This window comes from Paenibacillus woosongensis, assembly GCF_009725165.1.
Lineage (GTDB): Bacteria > Bacillota > Bacilli > Paenibacillales > Paenibacillaceae > Fontibacillus > Fontibacillus woosongensis.
Window position 1 is genome coordinate 471033 of sequence record NZ_WNZW01000001.1, and the last position, 26701, is coordinate 497733.

Genomic DNA, 26701 nt, shown 5'->3' on the forward strand with positions numbered 1-26701 from the left:
ACGTGTATTATAAAGGGACGTCTCCCTTTGCTCCCCTGCATTATAGCACAATAATTCTCACTTTAGAATTATTCTAAGTGATTCTCACTGATTCTCATTTTATTCTAACCTACTTCGGATGCTTAAGCAACGTGCCACGGCTGGATAGAAGGCTAATCTCCTGCCCAAATCCTCAGCCTGCCAAATCCAATGGAACATTCATAATTCGACATAACCCCAACACTGTGATTCATTTTCGACAAAAATGAAGACTAAAAAACCTCTTACCAAGGCGCCTTAACTATAGCCTGCCCGCAAGTAAGAGGTTCTTATTTATCATTCGGGTATATAAATTCAGTGAAACCCTGATTGACTTTGTGCCTTGGCTTGATTCGCATCCTTGAAACTATGCCAGGACAACAGCGCGGCCGCTGCGCCGATTCCCGCAATCGTAAGATATATAGCCTGGTAGCTTAATACACTTGCGGATACGCCTATGAGGAGGCCAGCCAATAAAATCATGAGGGAATTCATCATATTTACAACGCTCTGAATTCGCCCGCCGAACACGTCCTCCGTTTCCTCCATAATCTTGGTGTTGATCCAGCTTCGCGACATCACCACAAAGAAACCTACTAAAAATATGGCCGAAGCCGAAGCCGAAATATGATATGTATTCCCAAACCATCCTTGCGCGGCGGACAGCAGCAGCAAGGCGGCAAAAATTGTTTTGCGTCCCGTACCGGTCTTTTTTGCCGATACCAGGAGTACCCCGGACAGCATCGCTCCTGCTGAATACATGATGCTGACCAGGCTGAAGCTATCCGCGCCAAGATGAAGGATATCTTTAACATATGCCCCAATAAGAATATTATTGACCTGTACCACGAGTGAAGGAATCAAAATAAACAAAATAGCTGTTAGCAGGGCTCTGCGCTCCCGGATATACTTAGCTGTCATGGACAGATTCCTTTGGCCCGGGCGTTCATGCGAAGCATGCTGGTCAGCATGCCGCTGCCCTTTCATGCAAATAACTAACACAGCGGACAACAAGAAGGCGCCTGCCCCGATAGCCAGCGTATTGGCCGCGTTCACAAGAGCAACCAGGATGCCGCCCAGTCCTGTGCCAATTATATTCCCCGCCTGGGATGTAGTTTCATGAAGGGAATTTGCCTTCATTAAATAAGGGGCTTCAATCATTCCCTGCATATGCGCCCGGACGGCAGGTACAAAAAACGTGTTTCCGACCGATAGGAACAATGTAATGGCATATACGAACGCATATCCCACAGCAGCTTGTCCGATCAAATAGGATATAATCAGCATCGGCACAGCTTGCAGCAGATTCATATAAAAACAGATCCTGCGCCGGTCGTAACGGTCCGCCCAGTTTCCGGCCAGCCCTACAAGAAAAATACCGGGCAGCGCCCGGATACAGAGCATGATTCCCACCGAGAGGGGTCCTCCGGACTGTTCGAGGAGCAGCCAAGGAATAGCAATTCCCTGAATTCCTATCCCCATGAAAAACATGGTATTCACTGCCAAGTAAATAACAAACGGTGCGGAGAATAATGGCTTATTCTGACTCATACGTGCACACCCTTCATGCTTCAACCTGAATTCGATCTCTGAACCATTGATCCAGTTCCGTGATGCGCGCCTCAACTTCCCGTTCGTCAGCGCCTTCCACGACGAAGCTTGCCATATGGTCTACACTCGAAACTGCTCCTCTCATTTGCTCGCCCTTCTGCAAAGCAGGTACATAACTGACCACCCATTCAAACGGCGTAGTTTCCGGAATCGAGCGAAGGATCCCCTGTCCCGGCGGAACGATCAGCCAACCTGCCGTGCGTCCGGTATTTCTGCTAGCAATTCCTATATTGGCGTCCAAACCGCATTGCATACGTATCCATTCCCGGTTCAAATGGATGCCGAAAGCCGCTTCGTTGGCGTCAACTACGCGAGCGCCGCCTGTCCGGCTCGCAATCTCGCATAGCAGAATGCGATTGTCCTCCGTTAAGAAGTACTCCGCATGAAAAGCGATCACCGGAGAGGCAGGCAGCGCATGCAGCGTACGTTCCGCTTCACGCCGCAGCCTTTGGATGCGGGAGGAATCCGAGTTCAATATGACGCTGCCAAGGCTCGTGCCCGAATGAAAGGAAAGACATCCGTTCATATAACGGGAGACACTGGAGAACAGCATTTCCCCCTGGTGCATTAATCCGTCGACATGATACATTTCGCCTTCAACAAACGATTCGATCATCATTCCTTGAGGTACGCCCTTTTCCAGAAATGACCGGCATTCCCCGCTGTCCCGCAGTACGGCGGTATGGCGGGAGCCGCCCCCGTCGACCGGCTTGATAACCACCGGATATCCATATTGGCGAATAAACGCGGCAATGTCGGCAGGGGTCGTAATCTCCTGGTAATGGGCAACTTCGATGCCCGCCTTCCTGGCCCAGTCCTTCATGATCACCTTATTGCGGTAAGCGAGGGCGCTTTCTGCATTTTGTCCGGGCAAACAGAAGTACTCGCGCAATTTGGCGGCACGGAGGAGGTCATATTCCGAGTGACATACGACAGCTTTTACAGGGTGCCGTTCGCTTAGCTCGATCAATTCCCATTCCATGAGCGCATCCTTGTCCAAAGCTTCTTTTTTGAATACAAAATCATATCCGTCCGCTCCGGGTATATCAAGCTGTGTAAACAGCGTCAGTTTCTCAGTGATTTCAGGAATCCAGCTTTTGAACGGAAATGATTTGCTCCGGTTCAGAAATACGATTTGTCCCATGGCGCAGTTCCCCCCCGACCTAAAGTTAAACGTTGACCCGCAGCGCGTACTGATTATAGCGATGCTTAATTCTCGCCTCTTTCATCGGCATGCCGTTTTGCAAATCAAGAAGAATCCGCTCCTCCATCACTTCAATTTCCTTGACCCGGCGGTATGCCTGCTCCGACACATCCTTAGGAATCACAATCACGCCAGAGTCATCCGCAGCTACAATATCACCAGGGCGGACGACAGTACTTCCAATTGTTACCGGTACCTGCCTGGCTGCAAGTCTGACCCTGTTTTTCCCTGATTTCATATAGCTTCCGAGCGAAAATAAAGGATAGCCCGTTTGCAGTATCGCTGTTGCATCCCGGCAGCAGCCGTCGATGACAGTTCCTCTTAGCCCCCTGATCTTCGCAGCATGTGTCAGCAGATCTCCCCAGACAGTACAGTACTGCCTGCCGCCATTGGCAATCACAACGACGTGCCCCTCCGGCACCTCGTCAATAAACTCGCCCGCCGAAGCCGTCTCTCCTTCCGGGACCGGTTCATACTGCAGCGTATACGCAGGTCCCGCAAGAGCCATGCCGGAGCCCAAAGCTCTCAGTCCTTCCAGCCCCCCGTTGATCCCGAAGGTATCCAGGGCATCGGAAATACATGCCGTGGGTATTCCTTTGAAGGCTTCAGATCCCGGATAATAGAATGCACTCATCAACAATCCCTCCTAATGATTTTTTGCAGCCCAAAGACTAAATTTATAACCATCAAGAGCACCGTTCGCCGGTATTTGTGCAGTTGCCGCAGGAAGTGCAGGCTGTCTGCTCGCTTCCTCGCAATTCAGCAGCGCTGTTATCCACGGAGAAGATCGCCTGCTTGCTCCCTCCCTGAAAGACGTTCACCTTCAGCTCATCGCTCAATTTCGAGCCAAAGCCTTGAAATGATCCGCCAAACATAAACAGGTCCGCGCTGAACTTTTTGTGGACCAGGGAGTGATCCGGGCCGGCAGGAACCGGGATTTCCGGGGCGGCTACCAGTTCCTGTACGATAAAAGGTTTGTTCCAGCATTGATCGATCAGTTCTTCCCATTGCTCCTGTGAAGTGGACAGACCAATGACGACCCCTTCACCTCTAATGTCATAGGCGGTCTTCAACACCAGCTTTTCCCGGCGAAGCTTGAACAGCTTGCGCATACCCTGCCCTTCATGATCTTCTGGGGACACGGCCGATAGCTTGCGTGCCCAGGGAATATGCTTATCGAGTATTTTGCATTCTTCATCCGTGAAATGCTTGCGAAAGGCTGGATCCGAAAGATAGGCCAAGCATAGCTTGCTCTCTGTAATGAAGCGGGCTTGAAAAGAATTGACATGGCAGACAGCCAGGTCGTCGCATGCCCATATCAGGTCGGACAGCGCTGCGGAATCGTCAAGAAGAGGAATAAAATCGGCGGTGTTTATTTTATTCCAGATGAGCTCTATGCGCTGATTTCCGGCATAAAGCTTGCCTTCCCGATAAGAAAGCTGCCGGGGATCCGTGACGACGGCTTCGACTCCTGCTTTGCGGAGAAGTTCAACCATCTCCTTCACCTCTAAGCTGATACGGTTTTCCAATTGAAGGATCGCCATGCTGCGAAGCCTTGAACCGGGAGAGAACTCAGCGAAGACGGAGACCAATTCATTGATAAACGCATCGGGCTTGTGGATACCTTCTTCGTATAGCGGAGGGATATTCTGCAAATAAGTGGAGAGTGACGGAATTTGCCTGAGCACTTTATTGACGCGCCCAGTAAAAATGACACCCGCCGGGCAATCCGTATTGTTTTCCAAAACCTTAAAGCTCTCATTACCCGGCACAAGATAGGTATCGAACCGGGAAATACGGATTTTGCGCTGATATCCAGGATCTATCCGTACCAGGCGGGAAGCGGCTTCATCCAGCATAAAATACTGCCTGGTAGCCTGATCTTCTTCATAAAGGCGGATCACCTTCTCCAGTATGTCGATCAGCTGCTCGGCTTCTCTTCGGATCCATTCGCGGTCGGAGGAGGAAAGAATGACGACTCTCGGGTAAAGCTGAAACGGCTTGTTCCGGTACACATAACCATCGTTCTCCAGCCGGCCTTCCAGCTCCTTGATCTCCTCGTCCAGTCGATTCCCTGAGCTGGCAACCATCCGGCTATAATCCTGTTCATATAGAAAGCGCTGCATTTTCGATCTCCTCCTTCGGATAAGTGACAATATCCTCCAAATTGGGTTCCAGGCCTTCCTCTTTGACATATGCCGTATTGAAGTATTTATTCATCAGCAGCGCCGTGACCGGCCCGATACTCCCGCCGCCAAGCTCGTAGCGGTCAACACTAATTACAGGGAGTATCTCCGCCCCCGTACCGCAGAGGAATGCTTCATCGGCCAAATAACACTCCGTGCGATCGAGCTCTCGCTCTTCGGCAGTCAGGCCCATTTCCTTGGCCCAGTTCAGAATATGCCTGCGAGTGATGCTCTCCAGTATGCCGGAAGTGACGGAAGGGGTGATCAGCCTGCCGTTTTTTACGATAAAAAAAGCCGCTGTCGGAGCTTCCGCGATTTTGCCGTGCTGATTCAGCAGAAGAGTATTGTCATAGCCGTCCGATTTGGCCTGCAGCATCGCCAAGCGGCCATTCTGGTAGTTGGCAATGCACTTGATCCTTGGAGGCATCATCTGGTCGGAAATACGCTGCCAGGAAGAGACCGATATATGAATGCCCCGGTCAGAATGCGGCTTGCGCTGCTGCGGGAAAACAGCCACGCTGAGCAAAACGGGCCCTTTAGCCTCCAATGAACCGTCAGCTTCCACGGAAGCGGCGACGCGGACATAACAGTCCTCCTGCAAATGATTGACGAGGATAATATTGCGGATATTTCCGATCACCCGCTTTTTATTCCAGGAATGCTCCATCCCCATAATTTTCATGGAATCCAAAAGACGGTCTACATGCTCGGACAAGGAGAATAAGTGCATTCGATGCCGGTCAGCATCCCAATAGCCGCGGATCCCTTCAAATACGGACGCTCCGTATTTCATCGCTGCCGATCCTACATGGATCGTCGCCTCTTCATAGGGGACGACCCTATCATTTAATTGAATGAAACATTCCTTCATGCCATACAACTCCTTTCCATCCGGTAGTCATGGAATGGCTCTGTGCAAGGATAGCCTTTGCAGGCCCTCAGTCTCCCTTCAGACGGCTCCATAATTACAGAAGCGACGGTGGCAACTTTGCGCGGGTTGCCGTCTTGATGAACACAGAGGCTTCCCGCACCATTTTCGTGGTAGCCGAGCAGTTCCTCCATCTGCTTCACCGAAGGGCTTTTGCCGTAGTGACACAGCCTTTCATGAGCCCGCTCAAGACGGGGATACGTTGAGGTGCCAGGCTCAACCAGATCACAGTTTATGAAATCCTTATGCAAATAATGGTTGGTATGCACCAGAAGGTCATTTTCGATTAAACGCGTTTTATCCACGGTCATTTCTACATTGATCAGCCGAATGCCGTCCGTCATCAGCAAATTTCTGGAGGATGCTCGCCGAATTCGCCCAATTTCAAGCAAGCATCGCTCCAGTGTTCGCTGATGCAGCAGGTGGCGGATTAGCAAGTACGGGGGGACACCAGCACGCCATCCTGAACTAAGCACCATATTCAGCCCAACGCCAAGTCCATAGCTGTTGATGCCCAAATATCCGATTAGTCCTACATGCGTATACATCAGTAAATCAGGAGCATTCTCAGGCGTGCGGACTTCCAGTATAATTCCCAAGTCCGTTAACTGGCCCGCCAAATCGATATTTTGCGCAATGACGGCACGGCCTTCTTGGTTAAAGCAGGCAAATGCGGTGCATTCAAGCCCAGCAGCGATAATCTCACGCCGAAGCTGAAGCAGCATGCCCTCCCGGTAGCTGATTCCAGCACCTTGCGCCAATCCTTTGATCTCATCGGCGAGTTCGGGGGTGAAAACTTCAATATGCGGAATGTAGCTGTCGGTCATACTTAACGCTTCGTTCAGAGTTAATGGCTGGCGTCTGACGCTATTGATCCGTGCGATATTATCATTCAAAAAATCTTTGATTTCTCGCCGGAACTCCTCCCCGTATTGCGCTCCCCGCTCGAACGGCTGGCCGCTGATAACTATATGCTTCAAGAGGCTATTCACCGGGAAGTCACCTCACAGATGCTGCAGCTCCCGATTGTTTCTTTTGATTCGGGAAGCAATAAAAGCAATATCCTCACCGGTGATTTTATCCGGGGGGTATGTGCCGAGCCCATATGCAAGCTCCTTCCAGTACACGTTGTGCTGTAGAGATGCATCCATAATCAACTGTTTCAAATCTGTCGAGAAGTTCATCATGCCAAACAAAATATCTTTGGTCATCGGTGTCATATATTGTTCAGACAGAAGGATTTCTTCCTGTACATATTCCGCGGTGTCCATCAGTTCAATCAGCTTATAGCGGGCGGCTCCGAAGCAGCGCTCCATATAGGCGGCAAACACTTCTGTAGCCAGGTTCCCGCCGCTTCGCCCCATGCCGCGCAAGGAGCTGTCTACCCAATCCACGCCACACTCCAGCGCTGCTACCGTATTGGCCAGACCCATGGACAGGTTGTTGTGCGCATGGAAGCCAACCGGAATGGTCAACGTCGACTTCAGGACACTGGCAATCGATTTCACCTGATCTGGGACCAAGTGCCCGTTGGAATCGGCAAAATAGACGATGTCTGCTCCGGCTGCCTCCGCTTTCAGCGTCAGTTGCTTTATTTCTTGGCTCGTAAAATAAGTGATCCGCACAAAATTCGCCGAGGTAAACAGCCCTATTCTTGTGCATTCCCGAATTGTATCCAGCCCCTCCTCTAAGAGGTCTTGCCTGATGCATACGCGCACGAGCGACACGCCCAGCGATTTCAGGGACTGAAGATCTTCAGCTTGAATGTTGTGCGGATGAAGCATGACGACCAGGTTGGCGAGCGGCGCAAACTCCTTTAATGCCGCTATATAATCATCATTCGTAGCTGCCGTCATGCCCAGTCCCGCCGTTCCCTTGGCCGGGCCGTTCCTGTAGCCGATCTCGATCCAGTCCACACCCGCCTTTTGCAGCCCGCTTACAATGTGTTTTGCAGCCTCTAACGAAAAATCAAAACCGTTAACGTATCCGCCGTCTCGCAAGGTTACATCTATCAGCTGGGCCATAAAATCCTCCTTCGTATATGAGGGATTTCTTAGATAAATCAGTTAATAGGAAACCCTTATCGCAAGGACTTCCTATTAACTGTCTGGAACGGTCTATCCAAGAACGGGCTCTGCTTCCGCTTCAATTCCGGTTACGCGAAGGATCGCACTAAAATGCTTCATACGTACTTCAATCGACTTATACAGGGCGGCGATTGCCTTCTCCTGCAGCTCCTCGGTTATTGCATATTTGCGGAGAATATTGTATCCGGCTTCCGCATGATCCTCCTCCACTTCCATATCATTGGAGCTATGGATCGTAAAATACTGCACGCCTTCCTGGTTCAGATTATAAAAATGCTTCATCGCTTCATTCATCGTCCGTCCATCCCAAGTAACTGGCGGCTGCCCTTCCATATAAACGATCAACGCAGCTACAGCCTCTACCAGATGATGATCCGGCCCGCAAACCTTATTGTTCCATTCAATGACTGCCTCGGATTCGGGGAGAATATCGCAGTTTTCAATGTCCTCCCATGTCAGGCCAAATTGCTCGCCGATTTTGAAGAACAGTTCAAGATGCCGCATCGTTCCAGTAAGCTGGCCGGTCTCCTCCTCATAAATGTTCTCGGCGAGCTCCTTGCGCACTTCGACATCCGGAGTTTTTGAATGAATCGCCGAAATATTGCGAGTCCAGAAGCTTTTGATATGATAGCGGTGCAACACAAAGTTTTTCAAAAGCTCCGGTGTTGCTTCCCCTTTCATAATAATCTGATAAAGCGGGTGGGTAATTTTCTTGTTTTCCTCGACAATAGTTTTGAGCTTCTCCACAAACTGATCTGGACTTAGTACCACTTCAATCACTCCTCATCACGAAATTTTGAAATTTATGATGAACTACCATCCCGGGCCTAGCGCCCGAATGATAAGTGCACCCTCTGTTCGATTAAATCAGCCACATGTCTGACGGTTTCCATGTGCGGCCAAGTAATCGCGGGCGTGGTGTTCACTTCAATGACAACATAATCGTCATCGTCCACTTCCAGTAAATCGACACCTGCCACGGGTGCCTGAAATATGCGGGAGCACAGTTCGGCCAGTTCGATCATCCTAGGTGCAAGAGGACAAGCTTCCCAGGTTCCCCCGCTGGACAAATTCGTCAAAAAGCCCCCATCGACTGCATATCGAAAAAAAGCAAATTCTGCTCTATAGTCCACAACTCTGACACGGATATCCCTGCCCGGCTTGTCCAGGCACGCCTGAACGTATAGTGCCTTATGATCCCGCAAGTAATAAGGGGCAAGGTTTCTCAGACTGTTTATATCATCAACTCGCACCACCTGCTCGCCTTTTGCACCAATTACAGGTTTCAGTACGAGGGGAAATCCTAATATTTCCGCTGTTTCCTCCAACTGCTCACAAGAGCCGATAAACCGGGTGGGGATATGCGGAATTTGATGCACTGTAAGCAAAACCGAGTTCAGGAACTTATTTTGGCCGCTGCCGAGAACATCTGAGCCGTTAATTACCGGGATCCCGCATATTTCAAAAGCTTTGAGCAGCCACAGCCCGTACTCGCGCTGAGACAGCGATACCCAGCCTAGCACGCAAGCCAGGTTCAGCGTTCGGTCATTGAATTTAAAGCGGGTACCTGACATATCCATGTCTATCGTAATTTCATAGGGCCTTGCGCAAATTGTATCAAGTCCCCTTCCATTCAAGGCGGCGGCCAGTTCAGTGACATCCGGCGTTTCTTCACGGCATAAAATCAGTATCGATTGCACGGGTATCCGTCCTTTCTCTCTCTTCACTGTAAAAGACTGGACCTATCGCCGCTCCGTTCGCATAATTGATTACGGAACTCTCCGTGATCTCTTTTGTCCGTAAAACATGCCCGATATGCCGGTTTCCAAACAGATAGCATCCCCATAAAAAACTAGCCTGTTCCTGATAAACGGCACCTCCCGGCTTCGCTATAACAACGGGCCCGGTAGAAGGCGCAATTCTTTCCTGGACGACAGCCCTCGCTACCTGGGATGCCGAAGACAAATAGGAATCAATACGGGTGCCCCACTCGGCTTCAGACGCCTCCCAGCCGCAGATGATGCCTGCCCCGCCGTATCCGTCCGCAGGTTTGATGAGCAATCGTTCCCTCTCGCGCAGAGCGTAAGCTCTATTCCTAGTGGTTAGCAGTCTGGTTTCGGGTATATGCCGTCTGACCCATTCGGTGTCTTCCGCTGAAAGGCCTGTCTGATATGCAGGATCAGATAGAAGGGCAAACAACACCTTGCTGCCGGCAATCCGGCTGGAGAAACCCATCGGCATTTCTACGAGGCGATCCTCCAGCGCGTCAAGTATATGTTCAAACTCAGAGGGGGACCGCTGCAAATCCTCCAGATCAAATAGGCGGTAAATCACATCTACCTTCTCGCCCCTGACATAAAGTCCATCCTTCCGGCGCTCAAGCTCCTTCGGCGTGCATACCGTTACCCGTGTCTTGGTGATTTCATGAAACCGGTCGGCGATGTCGTTCAGCGTCGCCTGCATGGCGGGCATCGAAAAGTCGCTTTCGACAAAAGCCATCAGCGGATTTGTGTAATGCGAGAGAAACGAGCTGACCACAAGCCAAGCCCATTCGCTTAGCGGCTCCAACCATTCAGCCTCCTGCTTGCGAACGGCCTCACGGACCGATGGCAGCTTAAGCAGGATTGAATGAAAGGAAGCTTCCAGCAACCCGCCTACGCTGCTTCCCAAGTTTAATTCCAGCATTTTGGGCTGACCCTGATCGTCATAAATGTCACTGCGGACAAGCACATGCTGTCTATCCAGGCGCGGGCTGGCTTGAATCCAGCGCAGTACTGTGTCTGAATAGCCCAGCCAACGGGCTACCCGCACCATATCCCCGCCGAACAATCGCTCGATCGTTAACTCAATCAGATCCAGCAGCTTCTCCGTCGCAGCGGCGTCCTGCTTCATCTTTGCTGCGCTCCGGACTTGCGGCGAAACGATAATTCTTGACTTGGCGGGTAGAACTTGTCCTGCTTGGCTAAACATATCGTCTACTTCATTTGAAGTTGGAAGAATCGTATTCATCAGTTTCCTCCGATCCATTTTTAGCCATATTATCTATTACTTGTTATTAATATATCATATTTTAATGTAAAATGTTGTTATTTTTTGAATTATTTAAAATCTATTTTATATATTTTATTGGTAAAAATAGGATTGAACAAAGAAAAACAGTGCTTTTGGAAGAATAAAGATTATTCTCTCAAAAGCACTGTTTTCATATATCGCCTAACTATCGCCTAGTAAGCCGTTATACTATAAATGCAGCACAGAGCCGCCAATTTCCACACCTTCGGCCGTGACCATGACGCGGATTTCGCTTTCGGCGCCAACATGCTTGCCCTGTACGAAAACATATTTTGCCGGCCCTCCCTCCTGAAACAAAAGATCGCCAAGCGCCCCGGCCGCTACGCCAGTGGCAGCATCCTCCAGAATGCCAAACAACGGATTAAAACCGCGGGCGTGGACATACAGAGCCCCCGCGTCCTTCGCCTCCTCTTTCGTTTGCTGAATGGCATATGCATATACTCCGTTTACACGGTGCTTCCGGCTCCATTCCTCGATATCCTCGAACTTAGGAGCCATTGCATCCAGATGCGTTAAATGACAAAGAGGAACCAGCAATTTGGGAGAGCCGATGCTGGCGGCACCAAAAGGCGCATGCTCAGAAATATCGCCAGGTTCCACTCCAAGCATATGAGCTATTTCGATCCGGTCCGGTATCATATCCAGACGGCGGGCCCGTTCAGTCTTAAAATAATAATGGCCCTGGGGGGATTTTGTTATGACAATAGGCGTCCCCGACCCGGCAATGACTTGCAAACGATCAAGTTGGCATTGCTGTATCATATAGGCGCCGGCTGCCAGTGTCCCGTGTCCGCAAAACGTCATTTCCTTCTCAGTGGAGAAATATCGCAAGACAGCATCCCGCTCCTGAGCGCTGCCAAACTGCACGAACACCGTAACAGGCGCACCGGAACGCCTCGCTAATTCAAGCAGTTGTGCATCCGACCAGCCGCCGTACTCGATAACGGCAGCCGCATTTCCCTGGCTGGTATCATCAGTAAATACCTTGTATGTATGGATATCCTGCGCCATATCAATCCGCCCTCTCCTTTGACCTAACAAACAATCGTAGTTCAATACTACCTTCTCTTCATAATCTGTCAACCTTATTTTTCAATTTTTAGATCATTATGGGCTATGTATTCGCAGGTAAATGTCGCTGGACGATCAAAACAAACAGGGCTGGATCGATTAACGATCCAGCCCTGCTTTGTACCCTAATGTGCAATTATCCTAAATACGTGCGAAGCATCCACATATGCTTCTCTAAATCGCCCTTGAAGCCGGTCAGCAAATCAGCAGTCGCTTCATCGCCTTCTTTGTCCGCCAGTTCAATGCCTTCCTGGAACGACTCGGACAAGGTAGCGAAATCCTCAACCAGTGCCTGAACCATGGCGCGTTCGTCTTCCTTGCCGGTAGCCTCTTGAATCGTGGCAATTTCCAAATACTCCTTCATTGTTGCAGCCGGGCTCCCTTTAATCGTTAGCAGGCGCTCGGCTATGGCGTCCATTTTTTCCGTAACGTCATTGTAGAGCTCCTCGAATTTGACATGCAGCGTGAAGAAGTTTTCCCCCTTCACATACCAATGGTAGTTGTGTATCTTAACATACAGCACGTTCAGGTTAGCAACCTGCTCGTTTAAAACCTGCTCCAAACTTGTTTTGCTCGCCTTGCTTGCAGACTTGGAATCAGCTTTAGCCATAATACAGTCCCTCATTTCTTTCGTGATTGTTTATATATTCACCCTAGAGCATGCAAATCATGCCTGAAGCGAATGAAAGTTACATACCAGGCTTCCAGGTACCATATAAGTATCATACCCGACCCTGGCTTAGGCGAAACAATTTAAATCACACCTCTTTGAAAAAAAGAATGATAATATCACACTTTTCCGATATACTAACTTTAAACTATTTTTAATGATGTTTTCTATAATTAAGCTAGAAACAATTTAAAAACATATTTTTATCATCTGGAGGTGCTTTACCATGTCCTCATACCGTCCCTTTTCCCTAGAGGATGCCACTGCCTATGCCAAGTCGATTCCTGACTTTTTCGCAGCTGATGCCGCGCTGTCCTGCGAGGAAATCGGTGACGGCAACTTGAATCTGGTATTCAGAGTTGCCGACCCGCAGCAAAATAAGAGCCTGATTATAAAACAAGCCCTGCCTTATGCCAAGGTGGTTGGCGAATCATGGCCGCTCAGTCTTGATCGAGCCCGCATCGAACGCAATGCGCTGGAAATTCAGCACCGGCTGTGCCCGGATCTCGTTCCGGCAATATATGGAGGCGATGACGAGCTGGCCATCACGGTTATGGAAGACTTGTCCGGTTATACGATTATGCGTCAAGGTCTGATCGCCGGAAACACCTATGACCATTTTGCGGAGCATATCGGCCGATTTATCGCCACAACCCTGTTTTATACCTCCGACCTCGGTATGAACCAACAGGAGAAGAAGCTTCAATCCGCAAAGTTCATCAATCCGGATTTATGCAAAATTACCGAGGACTTGATCTTCGAGGATCCATACAGAGACGCCGCAAATAACAGCTTTACCGAGGATATTCGGGCAGAAGCCGAGATGCTGTGGCAGGATCATGCTCTGCACCTTGAAGTTGCCCTGCTTAGAGAGAAGTTTCTTACGCAGGGTCAAGCGCTGCTGCATGGCGATCTCCATACCGGCAGCATCTTCATAACGCCCGAATCAACCAAGGTCATTGATCCTGAATTCGCCTATTACGGTCCAATTGGCTTCGATATCGGCGCAGTCATCGCCAACCTATTGCTGAATTATGCAGCACAGCCCGGCTGGAGCAGCAGTGACGAGGTACTGCAGGAGCGCCGTTCTTGGCTTCTCACGACGATTGTCGGCGTGTGGAATCATTTCGAACTTAACTTCCGCAAGTTTTGGGATACGGACGGCATAGATATCATGTCCAAGACACCTGGCTATCAGGATCTCTACATCGACCAAATCCGCAAGGACGCTATCGGATTTGCGGGCTGCAAGGTAATCCGCAGAATCGTTGGATTATCCCATGTGGCGGACATTGACACGATCGAAGACGAACTCTCCCGCCGCCAGGCCAAAATAACAGCCTTGGAAATCGGCAAACGGCTAATCAAAGGCGGCAGATCAGCAGCATCCATCGCCGAAGTGATCGAATGGGCTAAAGCAGCCGCAGCCAAGGAGGGCGCTAACGTATGACCACCGGACAACATAGCGGAATATTGAACTCCAGCCCGGCAGCCCGGCAAAGCCGAGAGCCGCTGCTTAGTCTCCGCTGGACAGACGGCAAGCTCCTGATGCTTGACCAGCGGCTGCTTCCTGAAGAAATCGTATTCCTGGAGCTGACGACGCCAGAAGAGGTATGGGACGGCATCCATGCCATGAAGGTGCGTGGAGCACCGGCGATCGGCATTGCAGCGGCTTATGGCGTAGTCTTAGGAGCAAATGCCTGCCAGGGAGACAGCGACAATTGGCTCGGGCATGTAACGGCAGTAGCTGAACATTTGGCCACCTCGCGGCCAACCGCAGTCAACCTGTTCTGGGCGCTTGACCGGATGAAGGCGCGGGCAGCGCAGCTCGCAGCCGAATATGCCGATCAGGCCAAGCGCAATGAAGGGTTGCTGGCCGAGGCGATAGCGATCCACCAGGAAGATGAGGAAGTATGCCGGAAAATCGGAGAGCATGCGCTGCCGCTTTTTGCATCAGGAATGGGCGTCCTCACCCACTGCAATGCCGGAGGACTGGCGACAGCCAAATACGGTACGGCTCTTGCCCCGTTCTACCTCGCCCAGGAGCAGGGGATTGATCTGAAAATCTATGCCGACGAGACTAGACCTGTTCTTCAAGGCGCTAGACTGACCGCATTCGAGCTGCAGCAGGCGGGAATCGATGTTACCCTGCTCTGCGACAACATGGCTGGACTCGTGATGTCCAAAGGCTGGATTGATGCCGTCATCGTCGGAACCGACAGAATCGCCGCCAACGGAGACGTTGCCAACAAAATCGGAACATACAGCCTTGCCGTCCTGGCCAAAGCACACAATATTCCTTTCTATGTCGCATCACCGTTGTCAACGATTGACCTTGAAACGGAAAGCGGCCAACTGATTCCGATTGAGGAACGGCCTGAGCGCGAGGTGACGGAAGGATTCGGCAAACGCACAGCTCCATCTGGCGTCAAAGTGTTTAATCCTTCATTTGACGTTACTCCGCATCATTTGATCACAGCGATCATAACGGAAAAGGGAATCGTCAAACCGCCTTTTAAAGACAATTTAGCCGCCCTTTTCAAAAAAGCGGATTAAGGATTTTCATAGTTTTTCAGAAAACACATGTTCTCTAGCGGGGAAAACCACTATTCATAGTGGTTTTTCTTGCCTTATCCGTAAGCAGAACTCACTTCTGTTTTTTTATCTTTCTGATATTTTCATAAAAAAAGTTTCATTTTGATTCTTTAGGACTATTATTGTCCTGCGAGCGATGCTATGATTAATGGGTAATTTTTATTATCTTGTAACTAGGAGTGAACGAGACTTAACATGTCTATCTGGGGGAACTATGGACAATAATAACAATGATCATGAACAATTGGGATATTTATTCAATGTGGAAATCCTAGTGAAAAGTAAATCCAATGCCGTTGCACTCCAATCGCTGCTGCAGATCCTTAACAGCGGGGAAGAAATTATCGATTATCGGATCAATTCGGGGATAGAGCTTGGGGAAATCATCGAGTCCCTGCTCGCTGCCAAGAAGCAGTCCTTCATCTCCAAAACATACAAACGGCTTGGAACGAATACGCCAGACAAGCAAGATGCGGCCGGCAACAAATCATCCGGTCAACAACCTGATAAGGCGAAGCCTGCCGAGAAATCAAAAACTGCAGATAAACCAAAAATAGCACCGACCGTCAAAGACAGCTTCGCAGCCGTGGCTTTGAGCGGGGATTTTGGGGATTGGATCCAGAAATATATTTCCGAGAATCGGCTGGTGCGCATATTGGTCAATCGCAATGGGGAACGGATGAGCATCCCCTGCCGCATACTGAATTTCCAGTCAGAGAACTATGCCATCAACGTATATCATGTGGACGAGAAGCAAGTGTATACGTTTATGCTCAGCGAAGTCATTGATTTCATGGAAACATAGAATATAGGCCATTTCTAAATAATATGCACAGGCATAATGAATGCTGCGCCGTCCTAACGACGGCGCAGCATTTTGCATTCATGCCTATCTGCTGATTTGAGCACTGGATTGTTCCCAGGCGGACAACGCAAGCATAAGCCACCCTGCAATAAAAGATACCCCTCCAAGCGGAGTAATCGGACCAAGCCATTTCCATCCCGTCACCGCCAGCAAATAGAGACTGCCTGAAAATAAGATAATCCCGATCAGAAATAATCGCGCAGACCAGCGCAGCTTGCGGCTGTCGCCCCACAAACCGGCCGCCAGAGCAGCGAGGATCATTCCCAATCCATGAATCATATGATATTGGACCCCTGTCTTGTACGTATCCATCGAATCTGCAATGATCGGCTCCAGCACATGAGCGCCAAAGGCACCGAGGGCTACTGCAAGTAACATGATGATCGCCCCGGTTCCAGCCATTCTTCGCTGCATATCCTCACCCCTCCCCACATAAAAATAAGCGATTCAGTACTCGCTTACCTATCATAACCCAGTCCGCTGCCCGATTGCCAGAACTGGGACGATCATGAATTTTTTTCTTGATTTTTGGCCGAATCTATGGAAGATTATACGTTAACATAACCAAAATTCTACAAAGGAGCTTGATTATTAATGAACTATCAACCTGGGGCACAACCTGGCCCTAATTATGAGCATGCGGCGGCGGCTCAGCCCCTGGCCCCTCTGAAGCATTCCGGGCTCGGCATCGCCTCATTCATTATGAGCATTCTTGCACTGATCGGTTATTTCGCAGCTTTCTTTCTAATTATTGCGGCCATTGGCCAGGCTATTGATAATCCGGCTAACATCGAGGAGGCCTTGAAGCATAGCTCGGCAGCGATTCTTGGCGTCATTGCCATTTTCGGGGCAGGAATCATTAATTTAATCGCCCTCATTCTTGGTATCGTAGGACTCGTCCTCAAAAACCGCAAAAAAGTATTCGCCATCATCGGAACAGTGCTATCCTCACTATCCGTGGTGATGATCATCTACTTTTATATCGTCGGTACTATGCAGCAGGTTTAAGTTATAACACAGCTTGCCCCCACGGTAATCTATCCAAGTTATCGCGGGGGCAATTTATTGGAGATGTTAAACGTGCAAGCTTTTTGTTAAAATAAAGCTGGACTATCTGAAATAAGGGGATACTTATGGCACAAGTTAAAATTTTTGCGGACAGCACGTCCGACCTGCCGGCGTCTTGGATCGATGAATACGGCATCGGCATTATTCCGCTATATGTCGTTTTTAATGACAAGACGTACCGCGACGGCATCGACATTACACCGGTCGGCATTTACGAAAGAGTCGCAGCCGCAGGGAATCTGCCGAAGACGACGGCTCCCTCTCCCAAAGACTTTATGGATGCGTTTGCTCCATATGTCGAGCAAGGGCAGGATATTGTCTATATCAGCATTTCCTCCAGCCTGTCATCAACGTATCAGAACGCGCTTATTGCCGCAGGCGAACTTCCTGAAGGACGGATCCATGTCGTTGACTCGCTTAATTTGTGCAGCGGGATTGGCCTGCTCGTGATGAAAGCGGTCAGGGCTGCCCAGCAGGGCCAGAGCGGTCCAGAAATTGTAGCTTTGCTTGAAAGATCCAGAACGTTGGTCAACACGGAGTTCGTCATCGATACGCTGGAGTACCTGTACAAAGGCGGCCGGTGCTCGGGCATGCAGAACTTTATCGGCAGCCTGCTCCAGATTCGTCCCGTGCTGAGAGTCGTCGACGGGAGCATTATTCCAGCTTACAAAGTCCGCGGCAGAAAAGAGAAGGCTGTTCAGCAAATGCTCGATAACGCCCTTGCCAAAAAGGAGCAGATGGACGATGATTTAATTATCGTGGCCCATACCCTTGCCGAGGAAGAGGCTCGCCGGCTCGCCGCCATTCTCAGGGAACAGACCCCGGTGCGGGAAGTAGCGATTGCCGAAGCAGGCTGCGTCATTTCCAGCCACTGCGGTCCTCATACTGTGGCGATCATGTATATGCACAAGGGCTCCGAAGACCGGATCGGATAATCCGAAATTCATTTGGAGGGATCACTTTGCGAACCATTAGAATATTTGCGGACAGCACCTGCGATCTGCCTGCAGCATGGGTCCAAGAGTACGGGATCGGGATCGTCCCGCTATATGTTACGTTTGACGACGAGATGTACAAGGACGGGCTTGACCTGACGACCCCTGAGCTATATAACAAAGTTGCCAAAAGCGGGCGCTTGCCGAAGACGGCGGCTCCATCTCCAGCCGACTTTATTCAGGCTTTCACTCCTGCGGTTCAGGAGGGCCAGCAAATTATATACATAAGCCTGTCGTCCGAATTATCTTCCACTTACCAGAACGCCTTAATTGCTGCCGCAGAATTCGCAGAGGATCAGGTCACTGTATTCGACTCGCGCAACCTGTCGACCGGAATCGGTCTGCTTGTCATGAAGGCGGTGAAAGCCGCTGCCGAAGGGCGCAGCGTAGCTGAAATCATAGACCTGCTGGAGAAAACAAGACCCCTGGTGGAAACGGAATTCGTCATCGACTCGCTGGACTACTTATATAAGGGCGGGCGATGCTCGGGCATGCAGAACCTTGTGGGAAGCCTGTTGAAAATCCGGCCGGTTATCAAGGTCATCGATGGTAAGATGACTCCTGTCTCCAAAATCCGCGGCAGCCGGGAGAAGGTGCTCGATCAGTTGCTGAACAATGCGCTGGCACAAGTCGATGACATGGATAACGACCTTATTTTCATTACTCATTCTTTGGCCGAGGATGACGCCATTCACCTGCAGCAAATATTAAAGACGAAGACGAAGGCCCGGGAAGTGGCTATTTCGGATGCAGGCTGTGTTATTTCCAGCCACTGTGGCGCCAAGACGATTGGCATTTTATATACGAAATCGTTACAATAACCAACAGCAAACAAGCCGGCGATCCATTATCCGATCCGCCGGCTTGTTCCTTTATTACTTTATTTCAGGGCTTGCTTTACCAAGCCTTCTGCTCCATTCCAGGAGCAGAAGGGCAACTTCATGATCGCAGAGCGGCTTCTGCAAGAGAGTCGCCATACCGCTGGCCAGACAACGCTCGCGCTGCTGCTCAAAGATTTCACTGCTGCTCATGCCCACGATGACCGGCATTTGATCCACCGGCAGCCACTGCCTGATCAGACGGGCCGCCTTGATCCCGTCCATCACCGGCATTTCGATGTCCATAAATATGAGATCATAAGGCCTTAAGGATAAAGCCTCCATGGCTTCAACCCCGTTATGGGCCACATCAGGCGCAAGCCCAAGCTTCTCAAGCATGTGGACGAAAATTTGGCAGTTCACCGGGTGATCTTCGACAACGAGCACCGAGAGAAGATCTTCCTGCTTCAAGGGAAAGGCCGCTCGCTCCATGCCCGCTTCATGCGCTGCAGCGGCAGCAGCCGTTTCGTCCACAGCCACGGTCGCGGAGATTCCCTGTCCCAGCGCAAGCCCCTCGCATTCCCGCTCTTCTTCCCGCTCTCCGCTGATGAGTGTAAAGCGAAACGTCGAACCATGCCCTTCCTTGCTCTCCACAGTTATAGATCCGCCCATCAACTCGACCATTTTTTTGCAAATAGCCAATCCCAGCCCAGTTCCTCCATATTTACGGTTAATGGTGGGGTGGACTTGGGAGAAGGATTGAAACAGTTTATGCCGCTGATCCTCCGGTATGCCGATCCCCGTATCGCTCACGCTGACTTCCAGTAACACCGCAGGGGGCGTCAATGTCTCTTTCCTGACAATACTGATGTTTATTTCGCCCTGCTCCGTAAATTTCAAAGCATTCCCAATCAAATTCACGAGAATTTGCCGAAGTCTTACGGGATCGCTTACGATATGTTCGGGCACATCCGGAGCGATATGATAGGCAAGCTGAATTCCCTTCTTATCCGCACTGGGCAGAAACAGCTCGACAACATTCAATACGCAGGCGTTTAGATCAAACGGCTCATAGTCAAGCGCCATCTTTCCGGCTTCGATTTTGCTGAAATCGAGCACATCGTCCAGAATAGTCAATAACGCATGGCTGCTGCTGGAGATAATGTCGGCGTAATAACGCTGCTCATCGTTAAGCTCCGTTTCCAGAAGCAGGTCCGTCATGCCGATAACACCGTTCATCGGAGTGCGGATTTCATGGCTCATCGTGGCAAGAAATTCTGATTTCGCGAGCGCTGTTCGCTCAGCGGACTCTTTGGCCCGCAGAATCTCCCTCTCCCCCGTAATGTCTTGAAAGACCACGACAGAACCCACGATCTGTCCTCTTTCAATCATCGGATTTACCGTATACTCCACCAGGAAGCTGGAGCCGTCTCTTCGCCAGAACACATCCTCTTTAACCGCCCGCGACACACCGTCCTGCATGGTCTGAAAGATCGGACATAGCTCTGCCGGATAATCCGACCCATCGCTGGTCGTATGATGAATCAAGGAATGGTTGGACTTTCCGATAAAATCCTTCTGTTCATATCCAAGCATATCGGCTGCTGCTTTGTTGATAAAGACCGTCCTGCCGCTCTCATCGAGACCGTATATCCCTTCGGATACTGATGCCAAAATCAGCGAATGCAGATAGCTGAGCTTCTCGATCTGTTCCACATAACGCTTTCTTTCCGTAATGTCACTGGCTAAACCGTACACTCCGACAACGCGCTTATCGACCATGATCGGCACGTTTGTGACAGCGATCGCTATATGGGTTCCGTCCTTGTGAATGACTGCGGTCTCATAGGTTTGCGGCTTCCCTTCCTTCGCCAGCTCGAAATGGTGAACAGTCTTGACCAGATCGGCCGGATCGATGAGATCATGGAAACACATGGTAGTAAGCTCTTCCTGGCTGTAGCCTGTAAGCAGCTCAAAATTGAAATTCAGCGTGAGGTACCGCCCGTGCAGATCCATGGAATATACGCTGGCCGGACTGTATTCAAACAGCGATTTGTAACGCTGTTGACTTTCCTGCAGACGCCGCTCGCTTTCTTTACGCTCCGTTACGTCGCGGGAGATGACAATCATCTCGTCGATTTCGCCGGTAAGCTGGTCATACCTGTACCTCCCCGTGCTTTCAAACCAGATATAGCAGCCGTCTTTGCAGCGTATCCGGTAGGTGACTGTGTATACTTTGCGGGACTTCATCTGTGTCTCCAGGTATTCCTTCACCATCGGCACGTCCTCCGGATGGTAGAATTCATAAGCGCTGCGGCCTGTCATTTCCTCCGGCTCGTAGCCCAGCAGGCTTACCGAGGACTGCGAAGCGAATAAGTATACGGCTTCTTCATCCGCCGTATGACGGGAAATCAAGTCCATGGAATATTCGGATATGAGCCTGAACTGGCGCTCGCTCTCCCTGAGCGCCGCCTCGATCTTTTGGCGGTCGGTAATGTCCTGCACTACCCCGATTATTCGGGCAGGTGCGCCGCTTGAATCGCATTCTATCGTCGCTTGGGAACGAATTATCTGCAGCTCATCCGATTCAAGCACGACACGGTACGTAATTTCGTATGGAACACCCTGCAATATATCGCTCATCGCTTGTTCATAGAGTGGAACATCTACGGGATGAAGCCGTTTGCGCAGCGCCTCATTCATTTCAGGCATGGTGCGGAATTTCTGCCGGAAGATTCGGTTGAATTCATTAGAGGTTGAGAATCGCCCGGTCAGCATATCTAAATCCCACGAACCTATCACGGCAAGCCTTTGAGCTTGCGCCAAAGTCTCTTCGCTTTTACGGAGCTTGATTTCAGCCTCTTGCCGGGCCGTGACATCCCGCGCTATTGCAAGCGCCTTCGTAGGGACCCCATGTTCATCGTAAATGATTCTTATTCTTGTTTCGACCCATACTTCCCCGCCATTCTTATGTTGGACCAAATCAATTATTACAGAGCGGTCATTATCCCAGCCCCCATTCTCTTCTGCTGATTTGCTTTCATTCTGTATAATAAGATGCCGTAGATTCTTTCCTATCAGCTCATGAGGCTCGTAGCCTAGCAAATTCCGGATCGCCGGGGAGATCGACAGGCAATTGCCCTCCAGATCGGTAGAGGCTATGACATCCTCCGCATAGTTTGATACCAGCTCATACAGCTGCCGCGACTGCTCCAGGCTTTCCTGAACAGCTTTGACTTCCGTTATATCCTTCGAAATCAAAAATACCCCGACCACCTCGTCTTCATGAACGATCGGAACATAAGTGATGTAGGCATCGCAAATATGACCGTCCTTGTGCTTGAAGGAGGCCTGAAAACTCCCGGACTTGCCTTCAAGTGCCTGCTTAAAGTATTCATCCTTTTTCTGCCTTTCTTGCCCGCAAAGCAGCCATCCGATCGGCTGCCGCAGAAATTGCTCAGACGGATAACCTGTAGCCTGTTCTGTTGCTGGATTGGCATCCACGTAATTCCCTTCCACATCAATGACACAAATGGCATCCGGGTGATTGACATACAAGGATTTGTACGTCCCCCCTTCTGATAGCAATTGACGAAGTAGTCCATTTTTATCGTTGATCACAGTGAGGGCTCCTTTTCTCACATTTTGTCGATATACCAATTTTAACCCATTGTATTAGAGGATGAACAGGGTCCCAGCACCTATCCCGCCCGCAGGTATGATCCACCTGTCGATTCACGCAAACTAAACTTTCTCCCTCACATATCGTTCCCTCTCCTGAATATACTTTAGTTACATCCACTCTCACTGTTTCCAACCATTTTATTGGGAGGTGTTCATCATGTCACATGCACCTGGCCCGTACTCATTCATTGTCTCCAAAGAAGACTGGTCGCTTCACCGCAAAGGCTACCAGGATCAGCAGCGCCATCAGGAAAAGGTACGGGAAGTCATCAGACAGAATCTCCCCGATCTAGTCACCGAGGAGAGCATAATTATGTCCGACGGTAAAGGGATCGTCAAAATCCCGCTCCGCAACTTGGAGGAATACCGATTTATCCATAACTATCAAAAACATAAGCACGTTGGACAGGGTAACGGTGATAGCCAAGTAGGAGACATACTCGCTGAGGACAGTCCGAAGGATGGCGGCAAGGGAGGCAAAGCGGGCGATAAGGCCGGGCAAGACGTTGTCGAAGCCGAAATCAGCATCGAGGATTTGGAGGAACTGCTGTTCGACGAGCTGGAGCTGCCGTTTATGGAGGAGAAAGACAAGGAGGAGCTGGATAGTGTCGCCGTCCGCTTCAACGATATCCGTAAAAAAGGGCTCATGTCCAATATTGATAAAAAACGCACCATTCTCGAGAACCTTAAGCGCAACGCTACCTCAGGGACACCCGGAATTCATGGCATTTCTCCGGACGATTTGCGTTACAAAACCTGGGAGGACGTCATCGTGCCAAGATCAAGCGCCGTCATCATCGCGATGATGGATACCTCGGGATCGATGGGAACGTTTGAGAAATACTGCGCCCGCAGCTTTTTCTTCTGGATGACCCGGTTTCTCAGACGGCAGTATGAGAAGGTCGAAATCGTTTTTCTAGCCCATCATACCGAAGCAAAGGAAGTTACCGAAGAAGAATTTTTCACCCGGGGCGAAAGCGGGGGCACCATATGCTCATCTGTATACCAGAAGGCGCTGGAGATCATCGATTCCCGCTACCCTAATTCCAGCTACAATATTTATCCCTTCCACTTCTCCGACGGCGACAACCTTACCTCGGACAACGACCGCTGCCTCAAGCTCATCGGCGAGTTGCTGGAGCGCTGCAACATGTTCGGCTATGGTGAGGTCAATCAGTATAACCGTGGAAGCACTTTGATGTCGGCCTATCGCCACATTAAGCAGGAGAAGTTCATGCATTACGTCATCAAAGATAAGGGCGAGGTCTACAGCGCGTTGAAGCGGTTTTTCCATCGCCGGGAAGGAGGCAAAGCCAGTTGAGTGAGGATATGAAGCAACTGGAGCATGCTATTGCCGAAATCATGGAGATCGCGGACGGATTCGGACTGGACTACTACCCGATGCGCTACGAAATCTGCCCGGCGGATATCATTTACACCTTCGGCGCGTACGGCATGCCGACGCGATTCAGTCATTGGAGCTTCGGCAAGATTTTCAACAAAATGAAGATGCAATATGACTTCGGCCTGAGCAAAATCTACGAGCTGGTCATCAACTCGAACCCCTGCTACGCATTCCTGTTGGAGGGAAATTCCCTGATCCAGAACAAGCTGATCGTGGCTCACGTGCTCGCTCATTGCGATTTCTTTAAGAACAATATGCGTTTCTCGGCGACGAACCGGGATATGGTGGAGAGCATGTCGGCGACTGCAGAACGCATCAGCAAATATGAGCTCATACATGGCGCCCAGACAGTAGAATCGTTCATTGACGCCGTGCTCGCCATTCAGGAGCATGTCGATCCGCAGCTCATCCGCCCTTTCCGCTACGATAAACGGCAGCAGACGGAGGAGAAAATCCGCAGAGCCAGAGAAGCTGGCCAGCAGATGGAGCCTCAAGGCCCTTACGAGGATCTCTGGGGTCTGGAGGAGGGCGGCAATGCCGGGAAAGCTGAAGGCTGCCAGGCCAACTTTCCGCCAGAGCCGGAGAAGGACGTTGTGTGGTTCATCCAGGAATATGCTGAATCATTGGAGGATTGGCAGCGGGACATCATGAGCATGCTTAGGGAAGAAATGCTGTACTTCTGGCCGCAAATGGAAACGAAAATCATGAATGAAGGCTGGGCCTCCTATTGGCATCAACGCATTCTGCGCGAGCTGAACCTGACCAGCGAGGAGACGGTGGAATACGCGAAGCTTAACGCCTCGGTCGTACAGCCGTCGAGGCACAGCCTGAACCCCTATTATTTGGGTCTGAAAATATTCGAAGATATCGAACGGCGCTGGGACCAGCCGACCGAGGAGGAGCGGCGGCGGTTTGGCCGCGAGGGCGGCAAAGGCCGCGAGAAAATTTTCGAGGTTCGCGAGCTGGATTCTGATTCCTCCTTTCTTCGCAGCTATTTGACCAAACAACTCGTTCAGGACCTCGACTTGTATATTTTTGAGAAGCAGGGACCGGAATGGAAGATTACCGATAAGTCCTGGGAGAACGTCCGGGACCAGCTGGTGGAGTCCAGAATCAACGGGGGAGCGCCTTACATCGTCGTCCAGGACGGTAATTTCAACCGGGCCGGCGAGCTCGTGCTCAAGCATCAATATGAGGGCATCGAGCTGGACCTAAAATACTTGGAGCGGACGCTGCCGTACGTCCAGCGGCTCTGGGGCCGCACGGTACATCTGGAAACAGTTGTCGAAGGCAAAAAGGCGATATTCAGCTACGATGGCGAGAAGCATTACCGCAAGCTGATATAACCAAATGACCCGTCCCTTTCAAGGGACGGGTCATCTCATGGCCATAAGCGGGAATTCAAGCCTCGGCCTGTTCCCCCTTCTGAAGCCGGGTTAAATCATCTGCCACCTTCTCGATCATTTGCACGAACATGGAGAGCTCGCCCGAGTTCATCGCCTGCTGCTTGGCGCTGACTGCCATTCCCTCGGATTCCTGCTGGATGTGGTCAAGCTTGCTCTTGATGCCTTCTACCAGGCCTTGAATGTGCGTCAGCGTCTGCTTCGAGCTTTGAGCCAGCTTGCGGACCTCTCCGGCCACAACTTCAAACCCCCGGCCGTTCTCTCCGGCATGAGCTGCTTCGATCGCAGCGTTAAGCCCCAGCAAATGCGTGCGATCGGATATTTCGCGGATCGAAGAGCTCATTTCATCGATTTCTCCGATTTCTTGGTGAAGCTGCTCCACCAGCCCATGTGCTGTCTCTTGCGAAGCTGCCGTAGCCTCTGCTGCCGCAGCGATGATTCGCGAATTTTCGCTAAGCTCGGCGATCATTCCCGTAAGCTCCTGCGTTACTTCCGTTACCGCCTTAAGCAGGTTGTCCTTCTCGGCTGCGACGACCTCCAGCTTGTTCTTCTCCTGCTTCTCATAAGCTTCCAGCACGAGCTGAGAGTCCAGATTGAACATTTTGGACAATGCGTGCGTTACAGCTGTCCAGCGCTCTCCTGCAAGCGGCTTCAAAAGCTCGATGGCCAAATCAAGATAGACCATATAGCTTCCCAGGTAATAATCCGTGGACAAGCCGATATGGGAATGGATCTTACCGATGCGGATACGCTGGTCGATAAACGGCTCCGTCAATATTCCTTCAGCAAGGGACAGCCAGTATTGGCGCTGTGTCTGCTTTAACCGCTCAATCGTGCTGTGGCGATTAATCAGGTCTAGCAAATCCGGATCCCGCTGCAAATGCTCATAGAAACGAGTCACTATTTCTTCGACTACTTTTTCAAATATAGGTCTGTAGTCCCTTAATAAGTCGAGATCACTTTCGGTTATGCCAATGAATGCAACCTGTTTAGCTCTTGCTGGAGAAAGATCAATCATGTT

23 protein-coding genes are annotated in these 26701 nt (G+C 50.5%); 8 read left to right on the forward strand and 15 right to left on the reverse strand.

Annotated elements, in window-relative coordinates:
• Positions 1-333 precede the first annotated feature (333 nt).
• The 12 genes from GNP95_RS02350 to GNP95_RS02405 all read right to left on the reverse strand — a co-directional run bounded on the left by GNP95_RS02350 (position 334) and on the right by GNP95_RS02405 (position 12787).
• Positions 334-1569, reverse strand: coding sequence for an MFS transporter (locus tag GNP95_RS02350; RefSeq protein WP_155609289.1), 1236 nt, complete (start codon positions 1567-1569; stop codon positions 334-336).
• A 13-nt stretch (positions 1570-1582) separates the two neighbouring features.
• Positions 1583-2773 (reverse strand): ATP-grasp domain-containing protein, encoded by a 1191-nt coding sequence (locus GNP95_RS02355; protein WP_155609290.1) that lies wholly within the window; start codon positions 2771-2773, stop codon positions 1583-1585.
• A 25-nt stretch (positions 2774-2798) separates the two neighbouring features.
• The gene (locus tag GNP95_RS02360) at positions 2799-3467 is read right to left on the reverse strand and encodes an RraA family protein (RefSeq protein ID WP_155609291.1); all 669 of its coding nucleotides are present in this window, start codon (positions 3465-3467) and stop codon (positions 2799-2801) included.
• 52 nt (positions 3468-3519) lie between these two features.
• Complete coding sequence (locus tag GNP95_RS02365) at positions 3520-4959, reverse strand: circularly permuted type 2 ATP-grasp protein (protein WP_196427043.1); 1440 nt, start codon at positions 4957-4959, stop codon at positions 3520-3522.
• Positions 4940-5890, reverse strand: a complete 951-nt coding sequence (locus GNP95_RS02370; protein ID WP_155609293.1) for an aminotransferase class IV — start codon at positions 5888-5890, stop codon at positions 4940-4942. Before GNP95_RS02370 ends, GNP95_RS02365 begins: the two co-directional genes overlap by 20 nt.
• Positions 5887-6927 carry a C45 family autoproteolytic acyltransferase/hydolase gene (locus GNP95_RS02375; protein WP_155609294.1) on the reverse strand — a complete coding sequence of 347 codons (1041 nt, stop codon included), beginning with the start codon at positions 6925-6927 and terminating at the stop codon, positions 5887-5889. The genes GNP95_RS02370 and GNP95_RS02375 overlap by 4 nt, the downstream gene beginning before the upstream one ends.
• Before the next feature lie 24 nt (positions 6928-6951).
• Entirely contained in the window at positions 6952-7971 is a 1020-nt protein-coding gene (locus tag GNP95_RS02380) for a beta/alpha barrel domain-containing protein (protein WP_155609295.1), read from the reverse strand.
• Positions 7972-8064: 93 nt separating this feature from the next.
• Positions 8065-8805: a TenA family transcriptional regulator gene (locus GNP95_RS02385; RefSeq protein WP_155609296.1), complete on the reverse strand. Its 741-nt coding sequence runs from the start codon at positions 8803-8805 to the stop codon at positions 8065-8067.
• A 56-nt stretch (positions 8806-8861) separates the two neighbouring features.
• Positions 8862-9734: an ATP-grasp domain-containing protein gene (locus GNP95_RS02390; RefSeq protein WP_155609297.1), complete on the reverse strand. Its 873-nt coding sequence runs from the start codon at positions 9732-9734 to the stop codon at positions 8862-8864.
• Positions 9706-11043, reverse strand: coding sequence for a hypothetical protein (locus tag GNP95_RS02395; protein ID WP_155609298.1), 1338 nt, complete (start codon positions 11041-11043; stop codon positions 9706-9708). The genes GNP95_RS02390 and GNP95_RS02395 overlap by 29 nt, the downstream gene beginning before the upstream one ends.
• Before the next feature lie 231 nt (positions 11044-11274).
• Positions 11275-12117: a PhzF family phenazine biosynthesis protein gene (locus GNP95_RS02400; RefSeq protein WP_155609299.1), complete on the reverse strand. Its 843-nt coding sequence runs from the start codon at positions 12115-12117 to the stop codon at positions 11275-11277.
• A 196-nt stretch (positions 12118-12313) separates the two neighbouring features.
• A complete protein-coding gene (locus tag GNP95_RS02405) occupies positions 12314-12787 on the reverse strand; it encodes a Dps family protein (RefSeq protein WP_155609300.1) in 474 nt (157 codons plus the stop codon).
• A 286-nt stretch (positions 12788-13073) separates the two neighbouring features.
• On the opposite strand from GNP95_RS02405, the gene mtnK reads away from it, so the two are divergent.
• From mtnK to GNP95_RS02420, 3 genes are all read left to right on the forward strand, one after another.
• The gene (gene mtnK, locus GNP95_RS02410; RefSeq protein ID WP_155609301.1) at positions 13074-14297 is read left to right on the forward strand and encodes an S-methyl-5-thioribose kinase; all 1224 of its coding nucleotides are present in this window, start codon (positions 13074-13076) and stop codon (positions 14295-14297) included.
• Positions 14294-15403, forward strand: a complete 1110-nt coding sequence (gene mtnA / locus GNP95_RS02415; RefSeq protein WP_155609302.1) for an S-methyl-5-thioribose-1-phosphate isomerase — start codon at positions 14294-14296, stop codon at positions 15401-15403. The genes mtnK and mtnA overlap by 4 nt, the downstream gene beginning before the upstream one ends.
• A 253-nt stretch (positions 15404-15656) precedes the next feature.
• Complete coding sequence (locus GNP95_RS02420) at positions 15657-16247, forward strand: hypothetical protein (RefSeq protein WP_155609303.1); 591 nt, start codon at positions 15657-15659, stop codon at positions 16245-16247.
• A gap of 84 nt (positions 16248-16331) precedes the next feature.
• Here GNP95_RS02420 and GNP95_RS02425 read toward each other — a convergent pair whose 3' ends face one another.
• Positions 16332-16721, reverse strand: a complete 390-nt coding sequence (locus GNP95_RS02425) for a DUF423 domain-containing protein (RefSeq protein WP_155609304.1) — start codon at positions 16719-16721, stop codon at positions 16332-16334.
• Positions 16722-16901: 180 nt separating this feature from the next.
• On the opposite strand from GNP95_RS02425, the gene GNP95_RS02430 reads away from it, so the two are divergent.
• The 3 genes from GNP95_RS02430 to GNP95_RS02440 all read left to right on the forward strand — a co-directional run bounded on the left by GNP95_RS02430 (position 16902) and on the right by GNP95_RS02440 (position 19191).
• Positions 16902-17315, forward strand: a complete 414-nt coding sequence (locus GNP95_RS02430) for a hypothetical protein (RefSeq protein ID WP_155609305.1) — start codon at positions 16902-16904, stop codon at positions 17313-17315.
• Positions 17316-17440: 125 nt separating this feature from the next.
• Positions 17441-18310: a DegV family protein gene (locus GNP95_RS02435; protein ID WP_155609306.1), complete on the forward strand. Its 870-nt coding sequence runs from the start codon at positions 17441-17443 to the stop codon at positions 18308-18310.
• Between the two features lie 26 nt (positions 18311-18336).
• Positions 18337-19191, forward strand: a complete 855-nt coding sequence (locus GNP95_RS02440; protein ID WP_155609307.1) for a DegV family protein — start codon at positions 18337-18339, stop codon at positions 19189-19191.
• A gap of 54 nt (positions 19192-19245) precedes the next feature.
• Here GNP95_RS02440 and GNP95_RS02445 read toward each other — a convergent pair whose 3' ends face one another.
• Positions 19246-22809, reverse strand: a complete 3564-nt coding sequence (locus tag GNP95_RS02445; RefSeq protein ID WP_196427044.1) for a PAS domain S-box protein — start codon at positions 22807-22809, stop codon at positions 19246-19248.
• Positions 22810-23029: 220 nt separating this feature from the next.
• Here GNP95_RS02445 and yhbH point away from each other — a divergent pair, with 220 nt between their 5' ends.
• Both yhbH and GNP95_RS02455 read left to right on the forward strand, forming a co-directional pair.
• Entirely contained in the window at positions 23030-24193 is a 1164-nt protein-coding gene (gene yhbH, locus GNP95_RS02450) for a sporulation protein YhbH (protein ID WP_155609309.1), read from the forward strand.
• Positions 24190-25623 carry a SpoVR family protein gene (locus GNP95_RS02455; RefSeq protein ID WP_155609310.1) on the forward strand — a complete coding sequence of 478 codons (1434 nt, stop codon included), beginning with the start codon at positions 24190-24192 and terminating at the stop codon, positions 25621-25623. Before yhbH ends, GNP95_RS02455 begins: the two co-directional genes overlap by 4 nt.
• A gap of 55 nt (positions 25624-25678) precedes the next feature.
• Here GNP95_RS02455 and GNP95_RS02460 read toward each other — a convergent pair whose 3' ends face one another.
• A complete protein-coding gene (locus tag GNP95_RS02460) occupies positions 25679-26698 on the reverse strand; it encodes a globin-coupled sensor protein (RefSeq protein WP_155609311.1) in 1020 nt (339 codons plus the stop codon).
• Between the last annotated feature and the right edge of the window lie 3 nt (positions 26699-26701).

What these genes read in the sequence shown, in the direction of transcription:
- GNP95_RS02350 (WP_155609289.1), bottom strand. Translation starts at nt 1,569, where the DNA reads ATGAGTCAGAATAAGCCATTATTCTCCGCACCGTTTGTTATTTACTTG.
- GNP95_RS02355 (WP_155609290.1), bottom strand. Translation starts at nt 2,773, where the DNA reads ATGGGACAAATCGTATTTCTGAACCGGAGCAAATCATTTCCGTTCAAA.
- GNP95_RS02360 (WP_155609291.1), bottom strand. Translation starts at nt 3,467, where the DNA reads ATGAGTGCATTCTATTATCCGGGATCTGAAGCCTTCAAAGGAATACCC.
- GNP95_RS02365 (WP_196427043.1), bottom strand. Translation starts at nt 4,959, where the DNA reads ATGCAGCGCTTTCTATATGAACAGGATTATAGCCGGATGGTTGCCAGC.
- GNP95_RS02370 (WP_155609293.1), bottom strand. Translation starts at nt 5,890, where the DNA reads ATGAAGGAATGTTTCATTCAATTAAATGATAGGGTCGTCCCCTATGAA.
- GNP95_RS02380 (WP_155609295.1), bottom strand. Translation starts at nt 7,971, where the DNA reads ATGGCCCAGCTGATAGATGTAACCTTGCGAGACGGCGGATACGTTAAC.
- GNP95_RS02395 (WP_155609298.1), bottom strand. Translation starts at nt 11,043, where the DNA reads ATGAATACGATTCTTCCAACTTCAAATGAAGTAGACGATATGTTTAGC.
- GNP95_RS02400 (WP_155609299.1), bottom strand. Translation starts at nt 12,117, where the DNA reads ATGGCGCAGGATATCCATACATACAAGGTATTTACTGATGATACCAGC.
- GNP95_RS02405 (WP_155609300.1), bottom strand. Translation starts at nt 12,787, where the DNA reads ATGGCTAAAGCTGATTCCAAGTCTGCAAGCAAGGCGAGCAAAACAAGT.
- mtnK (WP_155609301.1), top strand. Translation starts at nt 13,074, where the DNA reads ATGTCCTCATACCGTCCCTTTTCCCTAGAGGATGCCACTGCCTATGCC.
- mtnA (WP_155609302.1), top strand. Translation starts at nt 14,294, where the DNA reads ATGACCACCGGACAACATAGCGGAATATTGAACTCCAGCCCGGCAGCC.
- GNP95_RS02420 (WP_155609303.1), top strand. Translation starts at nt 15,657, where the DNA reads ATGGACAATAATAACAATGATCATGAACAATTGGGATATTTATTCAAT.
- GNP95_RS02425 (WP_155609304.1), bottom strand. Translation starts at nt 16,721, where the DNA reads ATGCAGCGAAGAATGGCTGGAACCGGGGCGATCATCATGTTACTTGCA.
- GNP95_RS02430 (WP_155609305.1), top strand. Translation starts at nt 16,902, where the DNA reads ATGAACTATCAACCTGGGGCACAACCTGGCCCTAATTATGAGCATGCG.
- GNP95_RS02435 (WP_155609306.1), top strand. Translation starts at nt 17,441, where the DNA reads ATGGCACAAGTTAAAATTTTTGCGGACAGCACGTCCGACCTGCCGGCG.
- yhbH (WP_155609309.1), top strand. Translation starts at nt 23,030, where the DNA reads ATGTCACATGCACCTGGCCCGTACTCATTCATTGTCTCCAAAGAAGAC.
- GNP95_RS02460 (WP_155609311.1), bottom strand. Translation starts at nt 26,698, where the DNA reads ATGATTGATCTTTCTCCAGCAAGAGCTAAACAGGTTGCATTCATTGGC.